This window comes from Pseudoalteromonas sp. DL2-H2.2 (assembly GCF_021532535.1).
GTDB classification, from domain to species: Bacteria; Pseudomonadota; Gammaproteobacteria; order Enterobacterales; family Alteromonadaceae; genus Pseudoalteromonas; species Pseudoalteromonas rubra_A.
Genome location: NZ_JAKGBD010000002.1, coordinates 476,916 through 495,611 on the forward strand (window position 1 = coordinate 476,916; position 18,696 = coordinate 495,611).

The following is an 18,696-nucleotide window of genomic DNA, read 5'->3' on the forward strand; positions in this document are numbered from 1 at the left end:
GTATAATGGAGACAATTTAAACAACCTTGACCAAGAACAAATAATGACAATAAAGTCCTACCCGTTCCTATTATGGTTAGACCAAAGTCTCGCTTATGTCCGCAGTGAAGATGAACTAACTGAAATGTGCCATTATGCGGGCCCTGACGAGGGGATCTGCATCTATTCTGACGGCCGTTATCTGACCCGCTCAGGGCAAGCGGTAACGCCCTTGCCGGCCGATGCACTCACCCGTTTAGTGCAACAAACCTTAGTGCAGGAAGGCCAGTGTTGTGTCTCCAAACTCAGTGAATGTAGCGTAGAGGATGCTTTTAAGCTGTTAGAGGATATTCGCTGAATAGCAATCTCAAGGCGTCTAGGCTTCTGCCAGCGCGCGGATATGGCATTCCACGCTACGGCCAAGCGATGACAAGTCGTAACCGCCTTCAAGGTAGGAAATGATCCCCCTGCAAGATTGCGCTTTGGCCAGGGCGATCACTTGCTCGGTAAACCAGATATAATCCTGCTCAACAAAGCTCAGGCCCCCCATATCATCCTCCAGGTGGGCATCAAATCCGGCGCTGATAAAGATCAGCTGAGGAGCAAACACCTCGAGTCTGGGCAACCACTGTTGTTCAACCAGCGCCCGAAAGTCGCGTCCGTCACTGCCCGCAGGCAACGGGGAATTTAACACTGAGTCGGTATTCTCAATCGCCGTATTCGGATAAAAAGGGTATTGAAACAAAGAACAGAACAGCACCTGAGGGTCGTCGCGGACGATATCCTGGGTGCCATTGCCATGATGAACATCTATGTCCAGCACCGCGATACGCTCCACTCCCTGTTGTTTCGCATAAGCGACCGCAATGGCGAGATTATTGAATACACAAAACCCCGACGAACTATGCTGGTTGGCATGATGACCGGGCGGGCGCACGGAACAAAAAGCCGCGTCCAGCTTACCTGAAAGCACCTCATCAACGGCCAGGAGCCCGGCTCCCACTGCGCGCTCAATGGCTTTTATGGAATCCGGACACAACCAGGTATCACCGTCCAGCTCAGCCAACCCAGACTCGGGCAATGCCTCAAATACACGATTGATATGTGCCTGGTCGTGTACCCGAGCGATGTCTTCTACTGTCGCCTTAGGCGCTGTTTTATACTCAATGGCCACATCCAGGCCAGACGCCAGGATGCGATCGGAAATCGCATCCAGCCGCTCAGGGCACTCCGGATGATCCGCAATCATTTTGTGTTTACGACAAAGCGGGTGTGTGATCAGGGCCGTACGCATAGCAAAATCAATCCTTCGTTGAATGATAACCTGAGTGTATCAGAGCAACGTCAGAGCAGCTCTGATACTTTGGTGTAAGCTGAGACTTAGCTTTCTGGCAGCGGCTTTGCCCGCAGTTGCAGATTATGAAAATCAAAACTGAAGTCCGTGATATCCGGGTTCACCCAGGACATGCTGGCAGCTTCAACCTGTTGCGAGGGGGACAAAGTAAACTGGATATAGGCATCGGCTTCCAGCATAGGTTGCTGCCACTGAACGACAAAGGTATTGCCACTGTGATGCACCAGCTTCCCTTTCAGCATTGCTGTGTGGGTAAAATCGATATGTAACTGGCCATCCAGCTCTTCGACAATCACCTCACCATACCAGGGGCTGATCAGAGTACCCGTATATACCTGATTGGCCAGCGCCGGTTGCGGGTTGTCGACTTTAACCACGCCTGCTTCGCGATAAGCCTCTGCGCGTTTGGCATAATAGCGCTCAGCGGTTTCTTTTACCCAGTCTCGCTCTGGCAGGCCCAGAGCGTCTTCGAACACTTCATTAATGATAGCGGTCAAAGCCGGGTAGACCTGCTGATTAGACAAGACCACCACGCCAAGCTCTTTGCCCGGTATCATAGCAACTTGAGAGACCATGCCCAGGATCCCGCCGCCGTGCCCCACTTTTTTATGACCAAAATAATCTTCAATGGCCCAGCCCAGGCCATAGCCCCTGAATTGTTGCTGGTAGTTTCTTTTACCCTCACTGCTGGGCTTGCGCATAATGTGCGGCAGCCACATCTGGGCTTGCTGTGCGCCGCTGAATAAACGTTTGCCATCAGGCGTCTGTCCCTGAGACAACTGAGTGAGTAGCCAGCGGCTCATATCATTTGCACTCGACGCAATCGCACCAGCACCGCGAAAATCTTCCAGATAGTCGACGAAAAAGGGCGTCAGCTGTCCTTCCCAGTAAATACTCCCTGTCGCCCAGTTTTTGTTCTGCTTAGGGATCCGGACAAACCCGGCTTTGGATGTCTGCATGCCCAGTGGTTTGAACATACGCTGCTCAACAAAAGTGCGCCAGCCCTGCCCTGTCACTCTGTGCACCACTTCGCCTGCGACCACAAACATCAGATTGTTGTACGCATATTCGCTGCGAAAGCTGCTGTTTGTCGGTAAATGGGCAATCCCTTCGAGCAACTGATCCATACTTTTATCCGTATCCGGCCAGATCATCAGATCGCCTGCACCTTTGCCCAGCCCACTGCGATGGCTCAGTAAATCCCGGATGGTCATTTCACGTGTGGCGTAGGGATCGGCCAGCCGAAACTCGGGGATATGGTTAATCACTTTATCATCCCAGCTCAACTTACCTTCATCCACCAGCATAGCCAGCGCCGTCGCCGTAAATGCCTTACTGTTAGAGGCAATACCGAACAGGGTATCTGCATCGACCTTATCCTGATGGTCAATATGGCGCACACCAAATCCCTTGCTCAGCACCACCTGGCCACGCTCGACCACGGCCAGTGCAATGCCCGGAATATGGAATGTCTCCATGGCCTCAACCACCGCTCGCTCGACATCTGCAACATTCACGCCAGACACTTGCTGCTGCGCCAATGCCGGGGTACTACTCACAGACAAGAACGCGGCTGCGATCAGGCCTTTGCCAAATTGGTACTTCATGTGTAATGCTCTTCCTTATTGATAAATAGACAGCTCCCGCCGGGTTCTGAGGTAATCCAGGTCCAGGATACACGGCTGCTGTGCAAGCAGCTGCTGATACGCTGCGGGAAATTGATGATGTTGAACGCCCCGCAGCACGTGCTCCAGATACCAGGAAAACGGCAGCAGGTCGTTATGAAGTTGTTGTGTGATATAGCAGTGCGCCACAGTTAAGGTGCCGCAGGCACGCACTACCTCGACGCGCTGGCGCTGATAACCTTCACCTTCAATCTTATCCAGCTGCGTCATTTCTTGCTCGGTCAACGCATAGAGCACACCATGTACCTGCGCGTCAGCCCGGCTATCAGGTTCAATAGAACATTTGGCCGAACCATCCTGGCCGAGGTGGCGAAAACCCAGTGTGTAACCAGGTAAATGAGCCGTGCCCAGCAATTGAGCGTGTGGCAACCGCGCCTTCAGGCGCGCTGGGGTTAAATTTGAACCAAAGGCAAAATTCAGTAATGCACTTGATGCCATGTCTTCTCCCAACGTTACAAAACCAACCTAAGCGCCAGCAGAAGCAAAATCACGCCGATCCCGCGATCAAACCAATGTCCGGCACGCTGAAAAAAGCGCCGAACCGCCGCTTTGCTCAGCACCAGTGACAGGGATGAAAACCATATCCAGGTGGCCAGCGCCATATACAATCCGTAGAAAAGTTGTACGGACTGCGGCGTGCCGGGATCAATGACCAAAGTAAACAGCGAGAGGAAAAACAAGGTGGCTTTTGGGTTTAAAGCATTGACCAAAAAGCCACGGCGCAGCGCTTTCATTCCACTCTCCGGAGTGAGCGGCTCAGCTTCTGCGGACTGTGGCGCGGTCGGTGCTGCACTTGCACGGAGTGCCTGGATCCCCATATAGACCAGATAAGCCCCCGCCAGATATTTAAAGGCATTAAACAGCCCTGGTGATTGCGATAACACCAATGCGACGCCGAGCAGGCAATAGGTTACATGCACCAAAATCCCCAAACCGACCCCGGCGCTTGTCATCAGCGCGTTGCGCCGGCCGTGGCTAATACTTTGCTTGAGGACGATGGCAAAATCGGGCCCGGGACTCGCGACGGCAAAAAAGTGTGCCAGCGCTATCAAAATAAACTCATCCAGGTATGGCGACACGACTGCGCTCCTCGAGTGCCAGTAAAACCGGATCAGGAGACGATTTTATGATCCCCTGTAACTGTTTCTGGGCTTTCTTATAAAGGCTTCTTAAATGCGGCTTTAGGTGTTTAGCCCCATTATATTCTGGTTTAAAGTAGCACACTAGCGCATGGACAAATATGGTTTCGGCTTCACTGAGCGCAGCCTGACGATTCGCATAGGCGTTATAACAGGAGCCGCACCCACCTCTGAAGTGATAGGCGCTGTTGCTTAACATCACGCCAAAGCCCATAAACACGGCCAGCACATCGGCTGCAACAGGCAAATGCTCCTGACCACCCGGCGGTAACTTACCTACCTGATGTATTAATATCATAGCCAGGGAGCCCGCTAAACTCGCAACCATATCCTGTGGCTGATTGATTTGGTTGGGGTTATACGACAACGCAATCGGCAATGCTGGCTGCTGTAGCACAGAAACATGTTCACCGCGTAGCCCCCCACTTAGCGTAAAACTGGGGAAAGTCTGCTGCATTGGCATTTGTTGAGGTGGCAGCAGTGCAACTGGCCAGTGCTGCAGCCCGGCATAATCACGCACCCGAGCAAAAACGGTGTGTGCCATCTGCTCAACGCTGCTAACCTGATCCGGGAAATCCTGCACGGTAGGCTCAACAATGCGTGTGTGTTTAAGAAAGAAATCCACATCAAAGTGCTCCACCGCCCAGCCAAACAATGCGATTAACTGATGAGCCTGAGCCTCGTCCAGTAGCGGTTTAGATTTAAATATCGCCAGCATACTATCCTGTTATCCGTATAACTGCCTGCCATACCCAAGGCGCCTGTCAGGAATGCCTGATTGCCTGACTAATCACTTGGCAGTGCAAGAAAAGATTCATATCATATTGCCATCTTAGCGATAATTATCATGTGATACCATGCCTCATCTCATCATTGAACATTCAGAGAACCTGAATATACCGATTGCTCAACTGGTTCAGGCTGTCCATCAGGGCGCAGAGCGCACCCAGCTGTTTGACCCAGCAACTATCAAAACCCGGGCCATTGCCTACGCCAATTATCAGTTGGGAGGGCCACATCAGGGCTTTATTCATGTACAGGCGCATATCATTGCAGGCCGCAGCCTGGCACAGAAACAACTACTGAGCGACACCCTGTTGAATGCGCTACATAGTGTGTGCGGTGACGAACCGCTAAATCTCAGTGTACATCCCTATGATCTGGAACCCGAGATCTACCGCAAGAACTAGCATATAATGTCGCGTTTCTGAGCTGATCTCAGCTCTCCCGCAGCAACCGGCGGGTCGCATCCAAATTAACAGAGTAACTACTATGAAATTCCCCTGCCGTTTAGATAAGTTTGTCAGTCACACCAGTGAGCTGCCACGCAGTAAAGTCAAAATTGGGATCAAAAAAGGTCTGGCCGTTGTCAACGGCGAAAAAGTCAGCAAAGCCGACCATACGATCCAACAAAATGATACAGTCGAATGGGAGGGAGTACAGCTGGTTTATCTGGGTAAACGTTACTATATGCTGAACAAACCGACCGGTTACGTGTGTGCCAATCAGGACGACCTGCACCCCACCGTTTTCGAGCTTTTAGACGAGCCCAACTTAAAAGATTTTCATGTTGCAGGACGACTAGACTTAGATACCACCGGGCTGGTTTTGATTACCAATGACGGCGACTGGTCTCATCAAATTACCTCACCGAAGAAACAAAAGTACAAAACTTATCTGGTTGAAACACAAGAAGCGCTCAGCGAAGAAGCCCTTGAGCAGCTGCGCCAGGGGGTGGCCCTGCACAACGAAAAAAACCTCACTCAGCCCGCCATAGCACAGCAGCTGGATAAGTATGCACTGCGCTTATCCATTTGTGAGGGTAAGTATCATCAGGTAAAACGCATGCTGGCCGCGGTGGGCAATAAGGTTGTGGAGCTACACCGTGAGAACGTCGCAGGCATCGAACTGGATAGCCAACTGGCTGCCGGAGAGTACCGTTTACTCACTGAGGACGAAGTTAACATAATTAATGCAAGGTAAAACGCTGTCACCCCCTATAGTGAGGAAAAATCATCTAAAATTCCGGGCTTAGTGATGCTTTTCAGCTTTTCACAATAAGGTTTTCGTGTTAAATCATTAAGTCAGGTTCTGCTACAGGGGCATCACGTGTTTTCATCATTCACTTTAAGAACAAAAATCATTCTATTTGCAGCCTCCATTTTTATCGCGCTCATCCTGGTTGCGATCGTTGGGCTGCAATCTCTCAGACACGCGAGCGAAACTGATAATATTGCGCGCATCAATCAGCTGATGAAAAGCACCGCCAATATCGTGTTGCAGTTTGAAGGGTTCGTGCGCAGCGGTGACCTGACTGAGGCACAAGCGAAAACCCTGGCCTCGCAAATCCTCAGGGAAAATAAATATCACGACTCCGAATATGTGTATGTGGTCGACAGCAAGCTTAACTTTATTGCCGCTCCTCATGACCCCCACCTTCACAATACGAGTTTTAACGACTTCAAAGATGCCAGTGGCAACAGCATTGGTCGCATGGTAGAGCGCCTGGTCGGCTCACAGACGAACCGCATTATTACCTACAACTGGACATCAGAGCGTAACGGCAGCGTAGCCGCCATGACGTCGGTCGTGCAAAAGACTCCTCTATTCGGCTGGTATGTCGGCACCGGGATCAGTTATCAGGAGGTCGACGAACGCTATTGGGATACGGCAATCTGGTTGGCATCTTTATCTTTACTCACTGCCGTTGCACTGACCTTCGCGTTAACTCGCTTTGGACTGTCGCTGTCTAATAAACTGGGCGCGGAGCTGGATGACGTGCTGAAAATTGTTCAGGAAGTATCCCGTGGCAACCTGACATCGAAGATCAACAGTGATAACGCAAAACCAGACAGCATTCTGGCGGGCATGGAATACATGCAGCAGGGTCTCAAAGGTGTGGTTGGTGGGCTCAAGTCGGTCAGTGATTCACTCAACGAGCAAAGCCACAATGGCGAAACACGCTCGAATGAACTGGAATCACTCACCCGCAGCCTGAGCGAAGAAACTCAGATGGTCGCCTCGGCCATTACCGAACTCACCGCCTCAGCCCAGACCGTAGTAGAACATGCTGAACAAGCCGCAGAATCAGTGCAGCAAGCCGAAGGCCAGGGACAAAGCGCCGATAAACTGACGACCAAAGCGTCGGAAGCGATTGCCTTGCTGGAGCAGCAAATTGACAGTGCCGGCAATAATATCCAGGTGCTGGATGAAGAAGTAAAAAACATTGCCAATGTACTGAGTGTGATCCAAAGCATTGCTGAGCAAACCAATCTGCTGGCGCTGAATGCCGCGATTGAGGCTGCCCGAGCGGGTGAACAAGGGCGCGGCTTCGCCGTTGTGGCCGATGAAGTCAGGCAGCTGGCACAACGCACACAAACCAGCACGGAAGAAATTCACACTATGATTGGTAACCTGCAATCCGCAACGCAAGAAGCCAAGGCGTCGGTCACACTGAGCATTGCCACCAGTGAAAAAACAGTGACCATGTCGAGTGAGGCCAGTGATGCATTGAAACGGGTCGCTGAGTCGCTCAGTGCCATATCGCAAATGAGCGACCAAATTGCGCAGGCGGCCAAAGAGCAGCTGGCAGCCGGAGAAGACACCGCTCAGCGCGTTGTGACCATCTCAGATACCGCCAGCCAGACTGCACAGGTCTCGCACCATGCACATCAGGCAACTGACAGCATCACGGCATTAACCCACCAACTGGAAAAAGAAATGGCAAAATTTAAAGTTTAGTTTTTTGGTTAATATTCAGATTTTCAAGTAAAAAAAGTGAAACCAACAAATAAATTAACATTAAATTAAAGTTATATGAAAAATTTCATTTCACTTTTCTGGTCTTGGTGGTAAATTTATTAACCAGAGCTTAATAGACTTATGTTGTGATATATGAAAATTATCATATATGATAGGTCTGAAAGCACACCTAATTCATCAGAATTGCGTCGCCGCTATTTGCACGTAATTCGATGATGAATGAGCAAAGGCGGAAGCTGTGCCTATACTCTAAGAAGCTGACTAGCCAGTTTATGTAGTCGTTTTGGTTAGGCCAACAACAATGACATAAGGAATATCAATATGAAAACTCTTTCATTTACTGATTGCCAAAAAGTCGCTGCCGGTTCCAGTGTGTTACACCCTGTTCGGCCCAATGCCCAGCAAACTCCCCAAAAAAATGAGATAAAACGTACTTCGACATGACAAAGGATTTATCGATCAAAGACCTACTACTACCATACGTCGTGATGGTAGTAGTTATTTTTATTATGCAGGATGCAACTTATGTGTTCATCCTCTCTTGTATTGCAATCATCTCACTGGTGTTCCTGATAGGATTAAGGATTAAGGACATCAATATTTGCGTGCTTGCAATGATGAACTTATCGTCCATTCTGATAGAAAACCTGTTGTTTTCCACCGGGCTGATAAGCCTGTATTCCGATGAAGAAAACCGCCTGCTGCAAAACAGTGTGATATTCGGCCTCTCCATGGCCAGGGAGCTATTGATCTTAGTGTTGCTCACCTATCGCGTTGAAATCACCAAATGGCTGTTTCCCAAGCACCAGATCCGTGCCACCTTTGCAGACAGCATGATGCCCTGGCTTTATCTGATAGGCGCGGCCATCAGCTTTTTCGCTTTAATAGAAAACTATTTTCGCAATGCCAAAGGCTACGATATAACCTTCTTCTTCTATGCCTTTGAAATTACAGGCTACCTGATATTTTCGACCCTCTGTGCCATTTTGGTCGCACTGACCGTGATCTCATACAAAGAAGCTTATGAATTAAAAGTACCTTCAATCAAAAAGCGCAGTTAAATTGCAAAGACAAACCTGTATACTCTGACATCAGGTTTGTCTTTAGCCCATTCAGGGAGCCGCAGTATGGCCCACTTACGCTACGTCAATATACACTTACTGATCGTCACAGGTATACTCAGCCTGATATTGATTATACTGCGTGACGCCACCTTTTATGTCTTTTCACTCTATTCCTTGCTCCTTGCTGGCATTTTTGTCGTCGGTATCAAACTCAAAGATTTTAACCTGTGTAGCTTGGCAGCCCTGGCCCTGTTCCCCATTGCCTATGAAAACCTGATCTTTACAACCGGTCTGATCAGCTTAAACTCAGAGCAAGATAACCGCCTGCTCCAGAACAGTATTATTTTCGGCCTGCATATTGTCAAAGAAGTGATTTTACTGGCGCTACTGACCTACCGGGTTGAGTTGAGCCAACGTATTTTTCCAACCCGCCGGGTCTACTACACTTTTGCTGATAGCTTATTACTCTGGCTTTGTCTGCTCACTGTGATCATCAGTTTTTTTGCTTTATTCGAAAACTATCTTCGTAATGGCTTAGGTTATGACATTACGTTCTTTTTTTATGCGTTCGAGATCACGGGCTATCTGTTTTATGCATCAGTGTGTGGCACGCTGTCATTACTCGCGTTCAAAAGCTATCAGCAGCAGCAGCTCAGCGAATAATCAGTCTGTGTGGAAGAACGGGTTGTCCAGGTATATCGGCCGTGCAGTGCTCAAAAAAGAAAGATCAAAGTAACGTGCCAGTAACCGCTGATATTCACCACTTTCTTTTAGACGCGATAGTCCCAGTGCCAGTTTTTCTGCCAGCTGTGGTTGCTGCTTGTTCACAAAAAAGTAGAAATGTGCCGGATACGACAAATAAATGCCCGGGAGTTTGACCAAATCCGCGGCCGACTGCGCCGCCAGCTCTGAATCTACCTCGATCACCGAGCGGGGAAAATAGTCCGCTTTTTGCGCCAGGATCAAGTCAAACATCGCCTGATAATTCACAATCGGCCTGACCTTTAAACCATTGGCTGCCAGTATTTTTGTATCGGGCCAGTCATGTCCTTGTACAGCAACCAGCTTAGCCAGTGCCGCTTTATCCTTCACAGCTTCAAAACGAGCCAGCTGTGCGCGATGGACCAGCAAAGCGCGCTTGCCGATCAGACCGTCAAACAAGGGGAATTTAACCGCAATCGCCAGCTTTTCTCGCGCCGGACTCGACATGCTCCAGTGTAAGTCGACTTCGCCTTTACTCAGCGCCAGCAGGGTGCGTTGCTGGTGGGGGTGCACCTTAACATGCTGAATATCAACCGGGTAGTCGGCCGCTTTGAGGGATAAGTCGAGCAGTTCGTACAGGAATAAATCACGGTCATAGAGGGGACGCATTTCCTTAGCAACATAGATGCTTGGTTTTGCTTCGGTAACTACGCCAAGCAGTATTAGCATCAGATACATAACCCGTTTTACCATACACCACCTAGCCCACATTGAATGGTCAGTGCTGCAATTTGGCATCCCAGGCACTGACGTTGCTGACTTTCAAACTACACCTTAGCGTACTGAACTGCAACAATACTCAAGCGAAATTGGTATTTATACGCTGCTGACTGCATCCAGGCGTACTACGGGTGCGCTGGGCTTACGGCGGTTGCAGACAAACAGATAACTATTGCGGTATCGTTTGGCCTCTTTCTTGGCATCCGTTGCCAATGCGGCAACCTGATGACTGTTACTACAGGATTCTACGTCCGGAGAGACCAAACCGATCGATAACGTCAGTAAAGGGACAAATTGTTTCTGCCCTTCCCGGTTGCTGGCCCAGTACCCGCCGGCAGCGACATGCTCCGGGGTGAAAAAAGCTTTAGACTGGGCTTCAAAGCGTTGGATTATCTCATGACACAAAGTCTCGGCATCGTCATTGTCAAACACCACCATAAAGTCATCGCCGCCGATATGGCCCACAAAACAATGACTGTGCTTGCACACAGCCACCGTGACTTCGGCCAGCAGCTTAATCACGCTGTCGCCACTGGCGTACCCGTACAGGTCATTAAACTGCTTGAAATGATTGAGGTCGATATAGGCCAGCGAAAAGCTGTGCATGGCACGCAGGCGCTGTTCAATTGCTTCATTGATAGCCACATTACCCGGTAACATGGTCAGCGGGTTAGCATGTTGCGCATGACGAATTTTTTCGTCGGTAATATGTTTGAGAATATCCCGCAGCGGTGCCAGGCCCAGATAGCGCCCTTCCCGGGTAATAATAATGTGCCGCCGGATATCAAACTCATGTTCAGTGATCAGCAGGCTGACACTGTCGAGCTGCTCCTGCTCATCTACAATCAAAGGTTGCTTATCCATCAGCTCAGTCACAGGCTTTTTATCGAATAACGCGTGGCCATAAGGGGCTGCGAAGACTTCGGTGAGCTGATCACGATGCAGTAAACCTACCGGTTCTCTGGCGTCATTCACAACCGTCAAGCTCATCAGCCGTTTATCCCGCTCAAAATGCCGATGTGCATCGAGACATTGTGTACAGGTGTGGATCGCAGCAACATCCTTGGCCAGCCAGCCAATCGCGATGGACTGCTCAAACGGGTTATCTTTATTGTCAGTATGGCGATGCTGGGCCAGATTAATCATCTCGCAGTTAGGGTGTTCACTGGGTTTGGCCAGCAGATACCCTTGCGCGTTCACAATCCCCAATTGCTCCAGCAAAGCGAGCTCTTCCATACGCTCGATCCCTTCTGCAATGACCGCGGTGTTGGTTGCCTTTGCCAGCTCAATGATAGATTTCAGAAACTCTCGTTTGACGATGCTCTGGTCGCAATAGTCAATAAAGTAGCGATCCACCTTAACAAAATCAGGGCATAACTCAGACCACTGTTTTAGCCCCGAATAGCCCGCACCTAAGTCGTCAATGGCAATGGTGAACCCCAGCTGGCGATAATGGGCAATGGTTTTTAACAGTAAAAAGCCATCATCCACTTTATCCTGCTCAGTCACCTCAATCACAATGCGACTGGCTGCCAGTCCGGCCTGTTCAACCAGATGTAAGGTTTCGCCTTTGGGGTGACGTGGATCCAGCAATGCTTTTGGACTGACATTCAGAAACAATTTACCGGGGAGTTGTTGCGCCACAAATTGCGTGATCGCGCTTTGGCGGCATAATAATTCCAGCTCAGACAGCCGGTCATAGCGACTGGCAGCCGCAAACAGGCTGTCTGGTTGCTCAAGCTTTGAGCCTCGCTTACCACGGCTGAGCGCCTCGAAGCCGAGCACTTGCTCCTTTGCCAAGTCATAAATTGGCTGGAATGCCGTGTATACGGCCTGGTTTGCGATGATTTCATCCAAAAGGATCTGCGTTGAATCCACTGCCCGATGACCAAGATGAGAGGTGATTGATAATCGAACAAATTAACAATTTTACATGACATTTATATGTCAAAAAGACGGTTGTACCTAATTTGATGTTGAATCATTTGCAACTTCCAATGACTCAGCCGCTGTCTTGGCGCGCGCAAATGCCAACCTGACTTGCTCAACATGGGCCATTAATTCGACCAGATCCAGTTCAGCATCCAGATATGCCTGATCATCGCTCAGCCCAGCTTTGGCCATCACAGCCACTTTGGCGGGGTGGACCAGTAACTCTTTAGGGTGATAACACACGGGATCAGCCAGAGTCGGCAATGCTTGTGCTTCATGATAGTCCTGCTCAAGCTGCTGTAATGACAATCCTGGCAGTTTCTCGACTGCCCCAAGCACGGCATCCAGGTAAGCTCCACATTGGGGGTAGGCCTGGTTAAAGTGTGCCAACACGGGGCCTGCTTCGTGCATCAAATCCTCAGCCTGTAGGGCTATGGCCTCAGCCGGAGTCTGGATCCGAATATTGGTAAGCAGATCGCTGGCGATCAACCGGTAGCGGTGCAGTGTATCCTGCGGCTGGATGGGTGTTGCTGTACTCGCATTTGCCTGCTCGGCTTGCTCCGAGCAGCCAAGTAACGCCAGGCCTATCAGTGCTGTTAATTCCTTTCGCATTCGCTGTGCTCCTGTGGTGACAAAAAAGCCGCGATACAATCGCGGCTTTCTATTACATTGCTGGTTGATTATGGCATGGCATCCAGATCGGCGCCTTCTTTTTCCACTTCAACCGGGATCAAATCTTCCTTACTCACGCCCATGGCCACTGCCACAGAGCTGGCCACATAGACCGACGAGTAAGTACCGATGAATACACCGAACAGCAGCGCTGTGGCAAAACCATGGATAGTCTGACCACCCCAGACAAACAGGGCAACCAATACCAGAATAGTCGTGATTGACGTCACTAAGGTACGGTTTAGCGTCTGAGTCAGTGAGATATCGATGATCTCCAGCGTATCGTCAATGCGCACCTTACGGAAGTTTTCACGGATCCGGTCTGATACAACAATGGTATCGTTGAGCGAGTAACCTATCACGGCCAGGATAGCGGCCAGAATGGTCAGGTCAAACTCCAGCCCCAACAGTGAAAACAGACCCATGGTCAGGATCACATCGTGGAACAAAGCGGCAACCGCACCCACTGCAAAGCGCCATTCGAAACGAAACGCAACATAGATAAGGATACACAGCAGTGCGGTCAGCATTGCCAGACCCCCCTGCTCTTTCAGATCCTCACCCACACTCGGGCCAACAAACTCGATGCGGCGCATCTCAACATTGCTGTCTACCTGTTTCAGTGCGTCAACCAACTGGTTACCCAGGATCTCGGCTTTCACGTCATCGCGCGGCGCCAGACGTACCAGTACGTCCTGGCTTGAACCAAATAACGTCACCGACGCATCCGGGAAGCCATTGTCCGCCAACGTGCTACGCACCTTAGGTAAGTCAGCAGGCTGAGAAAAACCCACTTCAACCGCCGTACCACCGGTGAAATCCAGACCCATGTTCATGCCTTTGTACGTCAGGCTGAAAATCGATGCCAGGATCAGTAGCGCAGAAAACGCCATCGACACTTTGCGCGCCGCCATAAAGCGGATAGTGTCTTTGATTCTTAATAACTGCATGTCCGTCTCCTAGATTGAAAGCGAGTTAATGCGCTTGCCACCGATGACCGCATTGATCACCGCACGGGTACCGACAATAGCCGTAAACATCGACGTTAAAATACCAATGGCCAGCGTTACAGCGAAGCCTGCTATCGGACCTGTACCTACAGAGAAGAGGATCACGGCCGCGATCAGCGTGGTAATGTTGGCGTCGAAAATAGTGCTGAAAGCACTGTCATAGCCATGGTGAACCGCTTGCTGAGGACTGCGTCCTTCTGCCAGCTCTTCACGAATACGCTCAAAAATAAGCACGTTGGCATCTACCGCCATACCGACGGTCAGTACGATACCGGCGATACCCGGTAAGGTCAGCGTGGCACCCGGGATCATCGACATAACGCCCACAATCATGACCAGGTTGGCAGCCAGCGCCAGGTTGGCAACCAGACCAAAGCCTTTGTAGTACATCATCATAAATGCCAGTACGAAGGCAAAGCCCAGCACAACGGCTGTCATACCAGCCTGAATGTTTTCCTGACCCAGGCTTGGACCCACAGTACGCTCTTCAACGATCTGGATAGGCGCAACCAGCGCACCTGCACGCAACAACAGGCTCAGGTTATGGGCTTCTGCTGGCGTGTTAATACCGGTGATCTGGAATGAGCTGTTCAGACGGGCCTGAATGGTGGCCACGTTGATCACTTCTTCCACTTTAATTGGCGGCAGAGCCTTACCATTTTTGTCGACTTTACCCGACGGCTTGTATTCGATGAATACGGTTGCCATAGGCTTGCCAATCGCGCGCTTGGTAAAGGCACTCATTTTCGCACCACCTTTGCTATCCAGGTTGATGCTTACTTTTGGACGCTGATACTCATCCAGGCCAGACTGTGCACCTGTAATGTGCGAGCCTTCCAGTACCACACGTTTTTTCACCACGACCGGATAACCGGCTTGGTGCATAATCACTTCTGAACCCGGCGGTACGCGACCTTGCGCCGCGGCACGTGCATCAGCATTTTGGTCTACTTCACGGAATTCCAGTGTTGCCGTCGCACCTAAGATCTCTTTAGCACGCGCGGTGTCCTGTACACCCGGTAACTGAACGATAATACGCTCAGCGCCCTGACGCTGTACGTTAGGCTCAGCAACACCCAGCTGGTTGATCCGGTTACGAATGATGGTTTCGTTTTGCTTGATGGCGTAGTCACGCAGCTCTTTGATTTTTGGCTCGCTCAGCGTCGAGAAAAATGCCAGACCATTGCTGCTGTCGTTGATAAACAGGTTACCCGGGTAGCGGTTTTTCAAAAAGCGCTCAGCCGCATCGCGGTCTTCATCAGAGCGCATGACCACCTGAATACGATCGCTGTTGGCAACACGACGAATAGAACGATAACGTAGTTTTTCTTCTCTTAGATCGCTCTTATAGTCCTGCTCCATCTGCTCAAATGCTTTGTCCATGGCCGTCGCCATGTCGACTTCCATAGTGAAGTGAACACCCCCGCTCAAGTCCAGGCCCAGTTTCATTGGGTTAGCACCCAAATTCTTTAACCACTCAGGCTGTGCCGGGGACATGTTAATGGCAGAGATATAATCTTCACTCAGGGTATTACGCAGCAGGTCCTGCGCTTTAAGCTGATCTTCAACGTTGGTGAAGCGGATCAATACCTGGCCATCTTCAAGGGCCGTTGATTTGACGGTGAGGTTGTTGTCTTTAAGTGTTTTATTTACCTGGTCGAGCACACTGAGATCGGCATTGGTACCTTTAGTACCAGAAACCTGTATGGCCGGATCACGACCATACAGGTTAGGTGTAGCGTATAAAATACCTACGGCCAATACAGCGAGCACAAGTAAATATTTCCACATTGGATACTTGTTTAACACTGGATCATCCTTATTGCTGGTTTATAGCGATTTCATTGTGCCTTTCGGTAACACCGCTGAAATCGCTGATTTTTGTACCGTAACTTCGGCCTGATCATTCAGGGCAATCACGATAAAATCTTTGTCTTCTGCAACCTTAGTGATTTTACCAACCAGGCCACCCTGAGTGAGCACTTCATCACCTTTGGTCAGCGCACCCATCAGATCTTTGTGCTCTTTGACACGTTTTGCTTGTGGGCGGTAGATCAGGAAATAAAATACCAGACCAAAAATACCCAGCATGATCAACATGCTCCACTCGCCACCGGCTGGTGCTGCGGCTGCCGTACTGGCATGCGCGCTAGACATAAATAAGCTCATAGCTCTTCCTCATTTAATTTTTATTGCAAACTATTATTCGGTGTCGGCCAACGGCGGAACCGGTCTGTCACGTCGGGCATAAAAATCGGCCACAAACTGATCAAACGTACCGGCTGCAATGGCCTCACGCATTCCTTCCATCAGGCGCTGATAATAACGCAGGTTATGGATGGTATTAAGACGCGCACCTAAAATCTCGTTACACTTATCCAGATGATGCAAATAAGCACGTGAGTAATTTTTACAAGTGTGGCAATCACACTCTGGGTCCAGCGGACCTGTATCCGTTTTATGCACCGCGTTGCGGATCTTAATCACGCCACCGGTAATAAACAGGTGACCATTTCGCGCGTTACGGGTTGGCATCACACAGTCGAACATGTCGATACCACGACGTACAGCTTCAACTAAGTCTTCCGGCTTGCCCACGCCCATCAGGTAACGTGGTTTTTGCTCCGGCATCTTATACGCACAGTGATCAAGAATGTTGATCATGTCTTCTTTGGGCTCACCCACTGACAGGCCGCCCAGGGCATAGCCATCAAACCCAATGTCTTCCAGTCCAGCCTGAGATTCGGCGCGCAGCTCAGGGTACATACCGCCCTGAATAATGCCAAACAGTGCAGACGGGTTATCGCCATGGGCTTCTTTAGAGCGCTTAGCCCAGCGCAAAGACAGCTCCATTGAATCACGCGCTTCTTTTTCCGTCGCAGGATAAGGCGTACATTCGTCGAAGATCATCACGATGTCAGAGCCCAGATCACGCTGTACTTCCATCGCTTTTTCCGGAGACAACATGATCCGCTCACCGTTGACCGGTGACTGGAACAGCACGCCTTCTTCGCTGATCTTACGCATTGCGCCCAGACTGAATACCTGGAAGCCGCCTGAGTCGGTTAAGATTGGTTTATCCCAGTTCATAAAATCGTGCAGATCACCATGCTGTTTGATGATCTCGGTGCCCGGACGCAACATCAAATGGAAGGTGTTACCCAGGCAGATGTGTGCACCGGTGTCTTTCAGCTCGTCCGGCGTCATGCCTTTTACGGTGCCATAGGTACCTACTGGCATAAATGCGGGTGTTTCAACCACGCCCCGGTCGAAGATCAGGCGGCCACGACGCGCCTTGCCCTGTGTACAATCTAATTCAAATTTCATACTTACCTCTGGTCGGAAAAACAGTCCAACTTACTCTTAACCGGGAGCCAGACCCGGCGATACTAAAAACCGCCCGATTCTACCATAACGGCATTAATATTGGGGCGAAAATAGCACTTTAAAGCGCCGGGTCACAGAATTCAGGGGTTAAAACAGAAAAACCCAGCCTTAATGCTGGGTTTTCATGATTTACGCCTTGTCCTGTCGGGTCAGGAACATGGCATCGCCATAACTAAAGAAACGATATTGCTCGGCAATCGCCGTCTCGTAGGCATGCATGATATGCGACTGGCCGGCAAAGGCGCTGACCAGCATGATCAGGGTTGATTCGGGCAGATGGAAGTTGGTGACCATGGCATCAACAAGCTGGAACTGATAGCCCGGATAAATGAAGATGTCTGTATCACCGTAAAACGGCTTTAACTCATCCGGGTGCGCTTTGGCTGCCGACTCCAGCGAACGTACTGACGTTGTGCCAATTGCAATCACTCGTCCACCACGCTGGCGCGCAGCAGCAATCGCATCCACCACTTCCTGCGGCACTTCGATGTACTCAGAATGCATATGGTGATCGTTAACGTTATCAACCCGCACGGGCTGGAAGGTACCCGCCCCAACGTGCAACGTGACAAACGCCATTTCAACGCCTTTGTCTTTTAACTGGGCCATCAGTACATCATCAAAATGCAGGCCAGCAGTCGGCGCAGCTACGGCGCCTGGCTTTTCGCCATACACAGTCTGGTAGCGCTCTTTGTCTTCTTCTTCATCCGGACGATCGATATAAGGCGGTAACGGCATGTGACCGATTTCGTCAAGAATTGACAACACCGAAGAATCACCGTGGAACTTCAGTTCGAACAGCTCGCCATGACGGGCCACCATAGTGGCTTTTGCTTTGCCTTCGAGTATGATCTCAGCGCCTTCTTTTGGCGATTTACTGGCACGCACATGAGCCAATACGCTGTGCTCATCCAGTACCCGCTCAACCAGCACTTCCAGCTTACCACCGGTGGCCTTTTGACCGAACATACGAGCCGGGATCACTTTGGTATTATTGAAAATTATGAGATCTTCCGGATTGATCAAATCGACAATATCCTTGAACACTTTGTGCTGTAATTCACCAGTGTTGCCATCCAGTGTCAGCAAACGACTGCTGGAGCGTTCTTTTTTAGGGTGGCGAGCGATCAGCTCATCAGGGAGTTCAAAACTAAAGTCAGCAACGCGCATAGAAGACCTCAAATTAATGCAAATAGGCGCCAAGTCTAGTGATCCGCCTACGCTAAATCA

19 protein-coding genes are annotated in these 18,696 nt (G+C 50.2%); 6 read left to right on the forward strand and 13 right to left on the reverse strand.

Annotated elements, in window-relative coordinates; all coding sequences use genetic code 11:
• Nucleotides 1–43 precede the first annotated feature (43 nt).
• Nucleotides 44–337 (forward strand): hypothetical protein, encoded by a 294-nt coding sequence (locus L1285_RS04805; protein WP_046004297.1) that lies wholly within the window; start codon nt 44–46, stop codon nt 335–337.
• Between the two features lie 18 nt (nt 338–355).
• Here the strand turns inward: L1285_RS04805 and L1285_RS04810 are convergent, their stop codons facing one another.
• The 5 genes from L1285_RS04810 to L1285_RS04830 all read right to left on the reverse strand — a co-directional run bounded on the left by L1285_RS04810 (nt 356) and on the right by L1285_RS04830 (nt 4,875).
• The gene (locus L1285_RS04810) at nt 356–1,273 is read right to left on the reverse strand and encodes a histone deacetylase family protein (protein ID WP_235411181.1); all 918 of its coding nucleotides are present in this window, start codon (nt 1,271–1,273) and stop codon (nt 356–358) included.
• An 86-nt stretch (nt 1,274–1,359) separates the two neighbouring features.
• On the reverse strand, nt 1,360–2,940 hold the full coding sequence (locus L1285_RS04815; RefSeq protein WP_235411182.1) for a serine hydrolase: 1,581 nt from the start codon (nt 2,938–2,940) through the stop codon (nt 1,360–1,362).
• 15 nt (nt 2,941–2,955) lie between these two features.
• Entirely contained in the window at nt 2,956–3,456 is a 501-nt protein-coding gene (locus tag L1285_RS04820) for a gamma-glutamylcyclotransferase family protein (RefSeq protein WP_235411183.1), read from the reverse strand.
• Between the two features lie 14 nt (nt 3,457–3,470).
• Nucleotides 3,471–4,097, reverse strand: a complete 627-nt coding sequence (locus L1285_RS04825; RefSeq protein ID WP_235411184.1) for a LysE family translocator — start codon at nt 4,095–4,097, stop codon at nt 3,471–3,473.
• Nucleotides 4,078–4,875, reverse strand: coding sequence for a hypothetical protein (locus tag L1285_RS04830; RefSeq protein WP_235411185.1), 798 nt, complete (start codon nt 4,873–4,875; stop codon nt 4,078–4,080). Before L1285_RS04830 ends, L1285_RS04825 begins: the two co-directional genes overlap by 20 nt.
• A 139-nt stretch (nt 4,876–5,014) precedes the next feature.
• Between L1285_RS04830 and L1285_RS04835 the strand changes: the two genes are divergently transcribed.
• The 5 genes from L1285_RS04835 (at nt 5,015) to L1285_RS04855 (ending at nt 9,646) form a co-directional block, all read left to right on the forward strand.
• The gene (locus tag L1285_RS04835) at nt 5,015–5,347 is read left to right on the forward strand and encodes a 5-carboxymethyl-2-hydroxymuconate Delta-isomerase (protein ID WP_235411186.1); all 333 of its coding nucleotides are present in this window, start codon (nt 5,015–5,017) and stop codon (nt 5,345–5,347) included.
• Between the two features lie 82 nt (nt 5,348–5,429).
• The gene (locus L1285_RS04840; protein WP_235411187.1) at nt 5,430–6,140 is read left to right on the forward strand and encodes a pseudouridine synthase; all 711 of its coding nucleotides are present in this window, start codon (nt 5,430–5,432) and stop codon (nt 6,138–6,140) included.
• A gap of 126 nt (nt 6,141–6,266) precedes the next feature.
• The gene (locus tag L1285_RS04845; RefSeq protein WP_235411188.1) at nt 6,267–7,898 is read left to right on the forward strand and encodes a methyl-accepting chemotaxis protein; all 1,632 of its coding nucleotides are present in this window, start codon (nt 6,267–6,269) and stop codon (nt 7,896–7,898) included.
• 461 nt (nt 7,899–8,359) lie between these two features.
• The gene (locus L1285_RS04850; RefSeq protein WP_082078866.1) at nt 8,360–8,980 is read left to right on the forward strand and encodes a hypothetical protein; all 621 of its coding nucleotides are present in this window, start codon (nt 8,360–8,362) and stop codon (nt 8,978–8,980) included.
• Nucleotides 8,981–9,046: 66 nt separating this feature from the next.
• Nucleotides 9,047–9,646, forward strand: a complete 600-nt coding sequence (locus L1285_RS04855) for a hypothetical protein (protein ID WP_235411189.1) — start codon at nt 9,047–9,049, stop codon at nt 9,644–9,646.
• On the opposite strand, the gene L1285_RS04860 is transcribed toward L1285_RS04855, so the two are convergent.
• The 8 genes from L1285_RS04860 to queA all read right to left on the reverse strand — a co-directional run bounded on the left by L1285_RS04860 (nt 9,647) and on the right by queA (nt 18,636).
• On the reverse strand, nt 9,647–10,438 hold the full coding sequence (locus L1285_RS04860; RefSeq protein ID WP_235411190.1) for a substrate-binding periplasmic protein: 792 nt from the start codon (nt 10,436–10,438) through the stop codon (nt 9,647–9,649).
• 123 nt (nt 10,439–10,561) lie between these two features.
• Nucleotides 10,562–12,343 (reverse strand): bifunctional diguanylate cyclase/phosphodiesterase, encoded by a 1,782-nt coding sequence (locus L1285_RS04865; protein WP_235411191.1) that lies wholly within the window; start codon nt 12,341–12,343, stop codon nt 10,562–10,564.
• 87 nt (nt 12,344–12,430) lie between these two features.
• A complete protein-coding gene (locus L1285_RS04870; protein ID WP_235411192.1) occupies nt 12,431–13,009 on the reverse strand; it encodes a hypothetical protein in 579 nt (192 codons plus the stop codon).
• A 68-nt stretch (nt 13,010–13,077) separates the two neighbouring features.
• A complete protein-coding gene (gene secF, locus L1285_RS04875) occupies nt 13,078–14,019 on the reverse strand; it encodes a protein translocase subunit SecF (protein WP_046004307.1) in 942 nt (313 codons plus the stop codon).
• Nucleotides 14,020–14,028: 9 nt separating this feature from the next.
• Nucleotides 14,029–15,888: a protein translocase subunit SecD gene (gene secD / locus L1285_RS04880; protein ID WP_235411193.1), complete on the reverse strand. Its 1,860-nt coding sequence runs from the start codon at nt 15,886–15,888 to the stop codon at nt 14,029–14,031.
• Nucleotides 15,889–15,909: 21 nt separating this feature from the next.
• Nucleotides 15,910–16,248, reverse strand: a complete 339-nt coding sequence (gene yajC / locus L1285_RS04885; RefSeq protein WP_046004309.1) for a preprotein translocase subunit YajC — start codon at nt 16,246–16,248, stop codon at nt 15,910–15,912.
• Nucleotides 16,249–16,281: 33 nt separating this feature from the next.
• Nucleotides 16,282–17,406 carry a tRNA guanosine(34) transglycosylase Tgt gene (gene tgt, locus L1285_RS04890; RefSeq protein WP_010383277.1) on the reverse strand — a complete coding sequence of 375 codons (1,125 nt, stop codon included), beginning with the start codon at nt 17,404–17,406 and terminating at the stop codon, nt 16,282–16,284.
• A 189-nt stretch (nt 17,407–17,595) separates the two neighbouring features.
• Entirely contained in the window at nt 17,596–18,636 is a 1,041-nt protein-coding gene (gene queA / locus L1285_RS04895; RefSeq protein ID WP_235411194.1) for a tRNA preQ1(34) S-adenosylmethionine ribosyltransferase-isomerase QueA, read from the reverse strand.
• Nucleotides 18,637–18,696: the final 60 nt, after the last annotated feature.

Bases quoted from the DNA above. Each gene is read 5' to 3' on its own strand.
- L1285_RS04805 (WP_046004297.1), top strand. From the start codon at position 44: ATGACAATAAAGTCCTACCCGTTCCTATTATGGTTAGACCAAAGTCTC.
- L1285_RS04810 (WP_235411181.1), bottom strand. From the start codon at position 1,273: ATGCGTACGGCCCTGATCACACACCCGCTTTGTCGTAAACACAAAATG.
- L1285_RS04815 (WP_235411182.1), bottom strand. From the start codon at position 2,940: ATGAAGTACCAATTTGGCAAAGGCCTGATCGCAGCCGCGTTCTTGTCT.
- L1285_RS04820 (WP_235411183.1), bottom strand. From the start codon at position 3,456: ATGGCATCAAGTGCATTACTGAATTTTGCCTTTGGTTCAAATTTAACC.
- L1285_RS04830 (WP_235411185.1), bottom strand. From the start codon at position 4,875: ATGCTGGCGATATTTAAATCTAAACCGCTACTGGACGAGGCTCAGGCT.
- L1285_RS04835 (WP_235411186.1), top strand. From the start codon at position 5,015: ATGCCTCATCTCATCATTGAACATTCAGAGAACCTGAATATACCGATT.
- L1285_RS04840 (WP_235411187.1), top strand. From the start codon at position 5,430: ATGAAATTCCCCTGCCGTTTAGATAAGTTTGTCAGTCACACCAGTGAG.
- L1285_RS04850 (WP_082078866.1), top strand. From the start codon at position 8,360: ATGACAAAGGATTTATCGATCAAAGACCTACTACTACCATACGTCGTG.
- L1285_RS04855 (WP_235411189.1), top strand. From the start codon at position 9,047: ATGGCCCACTTACGCTACGTCAATATACACTTACTGATCGTCACAGGT.
- L1285_RS04860 (WP_235411190.1), bottom strand. From the start codon at position 10,438: ATGGTAAAACGGGTTATGTATCTGATGCTAATACTGCTTGGCGTAGTT.
- L1285_RS04870 (WP_235411192.1), bottom strand. From the start codon at position 13,009: ATGCGAAAGGAATTAACAGCACTGATAGGCCTGGCGTTACTTGGCTGC.
- secF (WP_046004307.1), bottom strand. From the start codon at position 14,019: ATGCAGTTATTAAGAATCAAAGACACTATCCGCTTTATGGCGGCGCGC.
- yajC (WP_046004309.1), bottom strand. From the start codon at position 16,248: ATGAGCTTATTTATGTCTAGCGCGCATGCCAGTACGGCAGCCGCAGCA.
- tgt (WP_010383277.1), bottom strand. From the start codon at position 17,406: ATGAAATTTGAATTAGATTGTACACAGGGCAAGGCGCGTCGTGGCCGC.
- queA (WP_235411194.1), bottom strand. From the start codon at position 18,636: ATGCGCGTTGCTGACTTTAGTTTTGAACTCCCTGATGAGCTGATCGCT.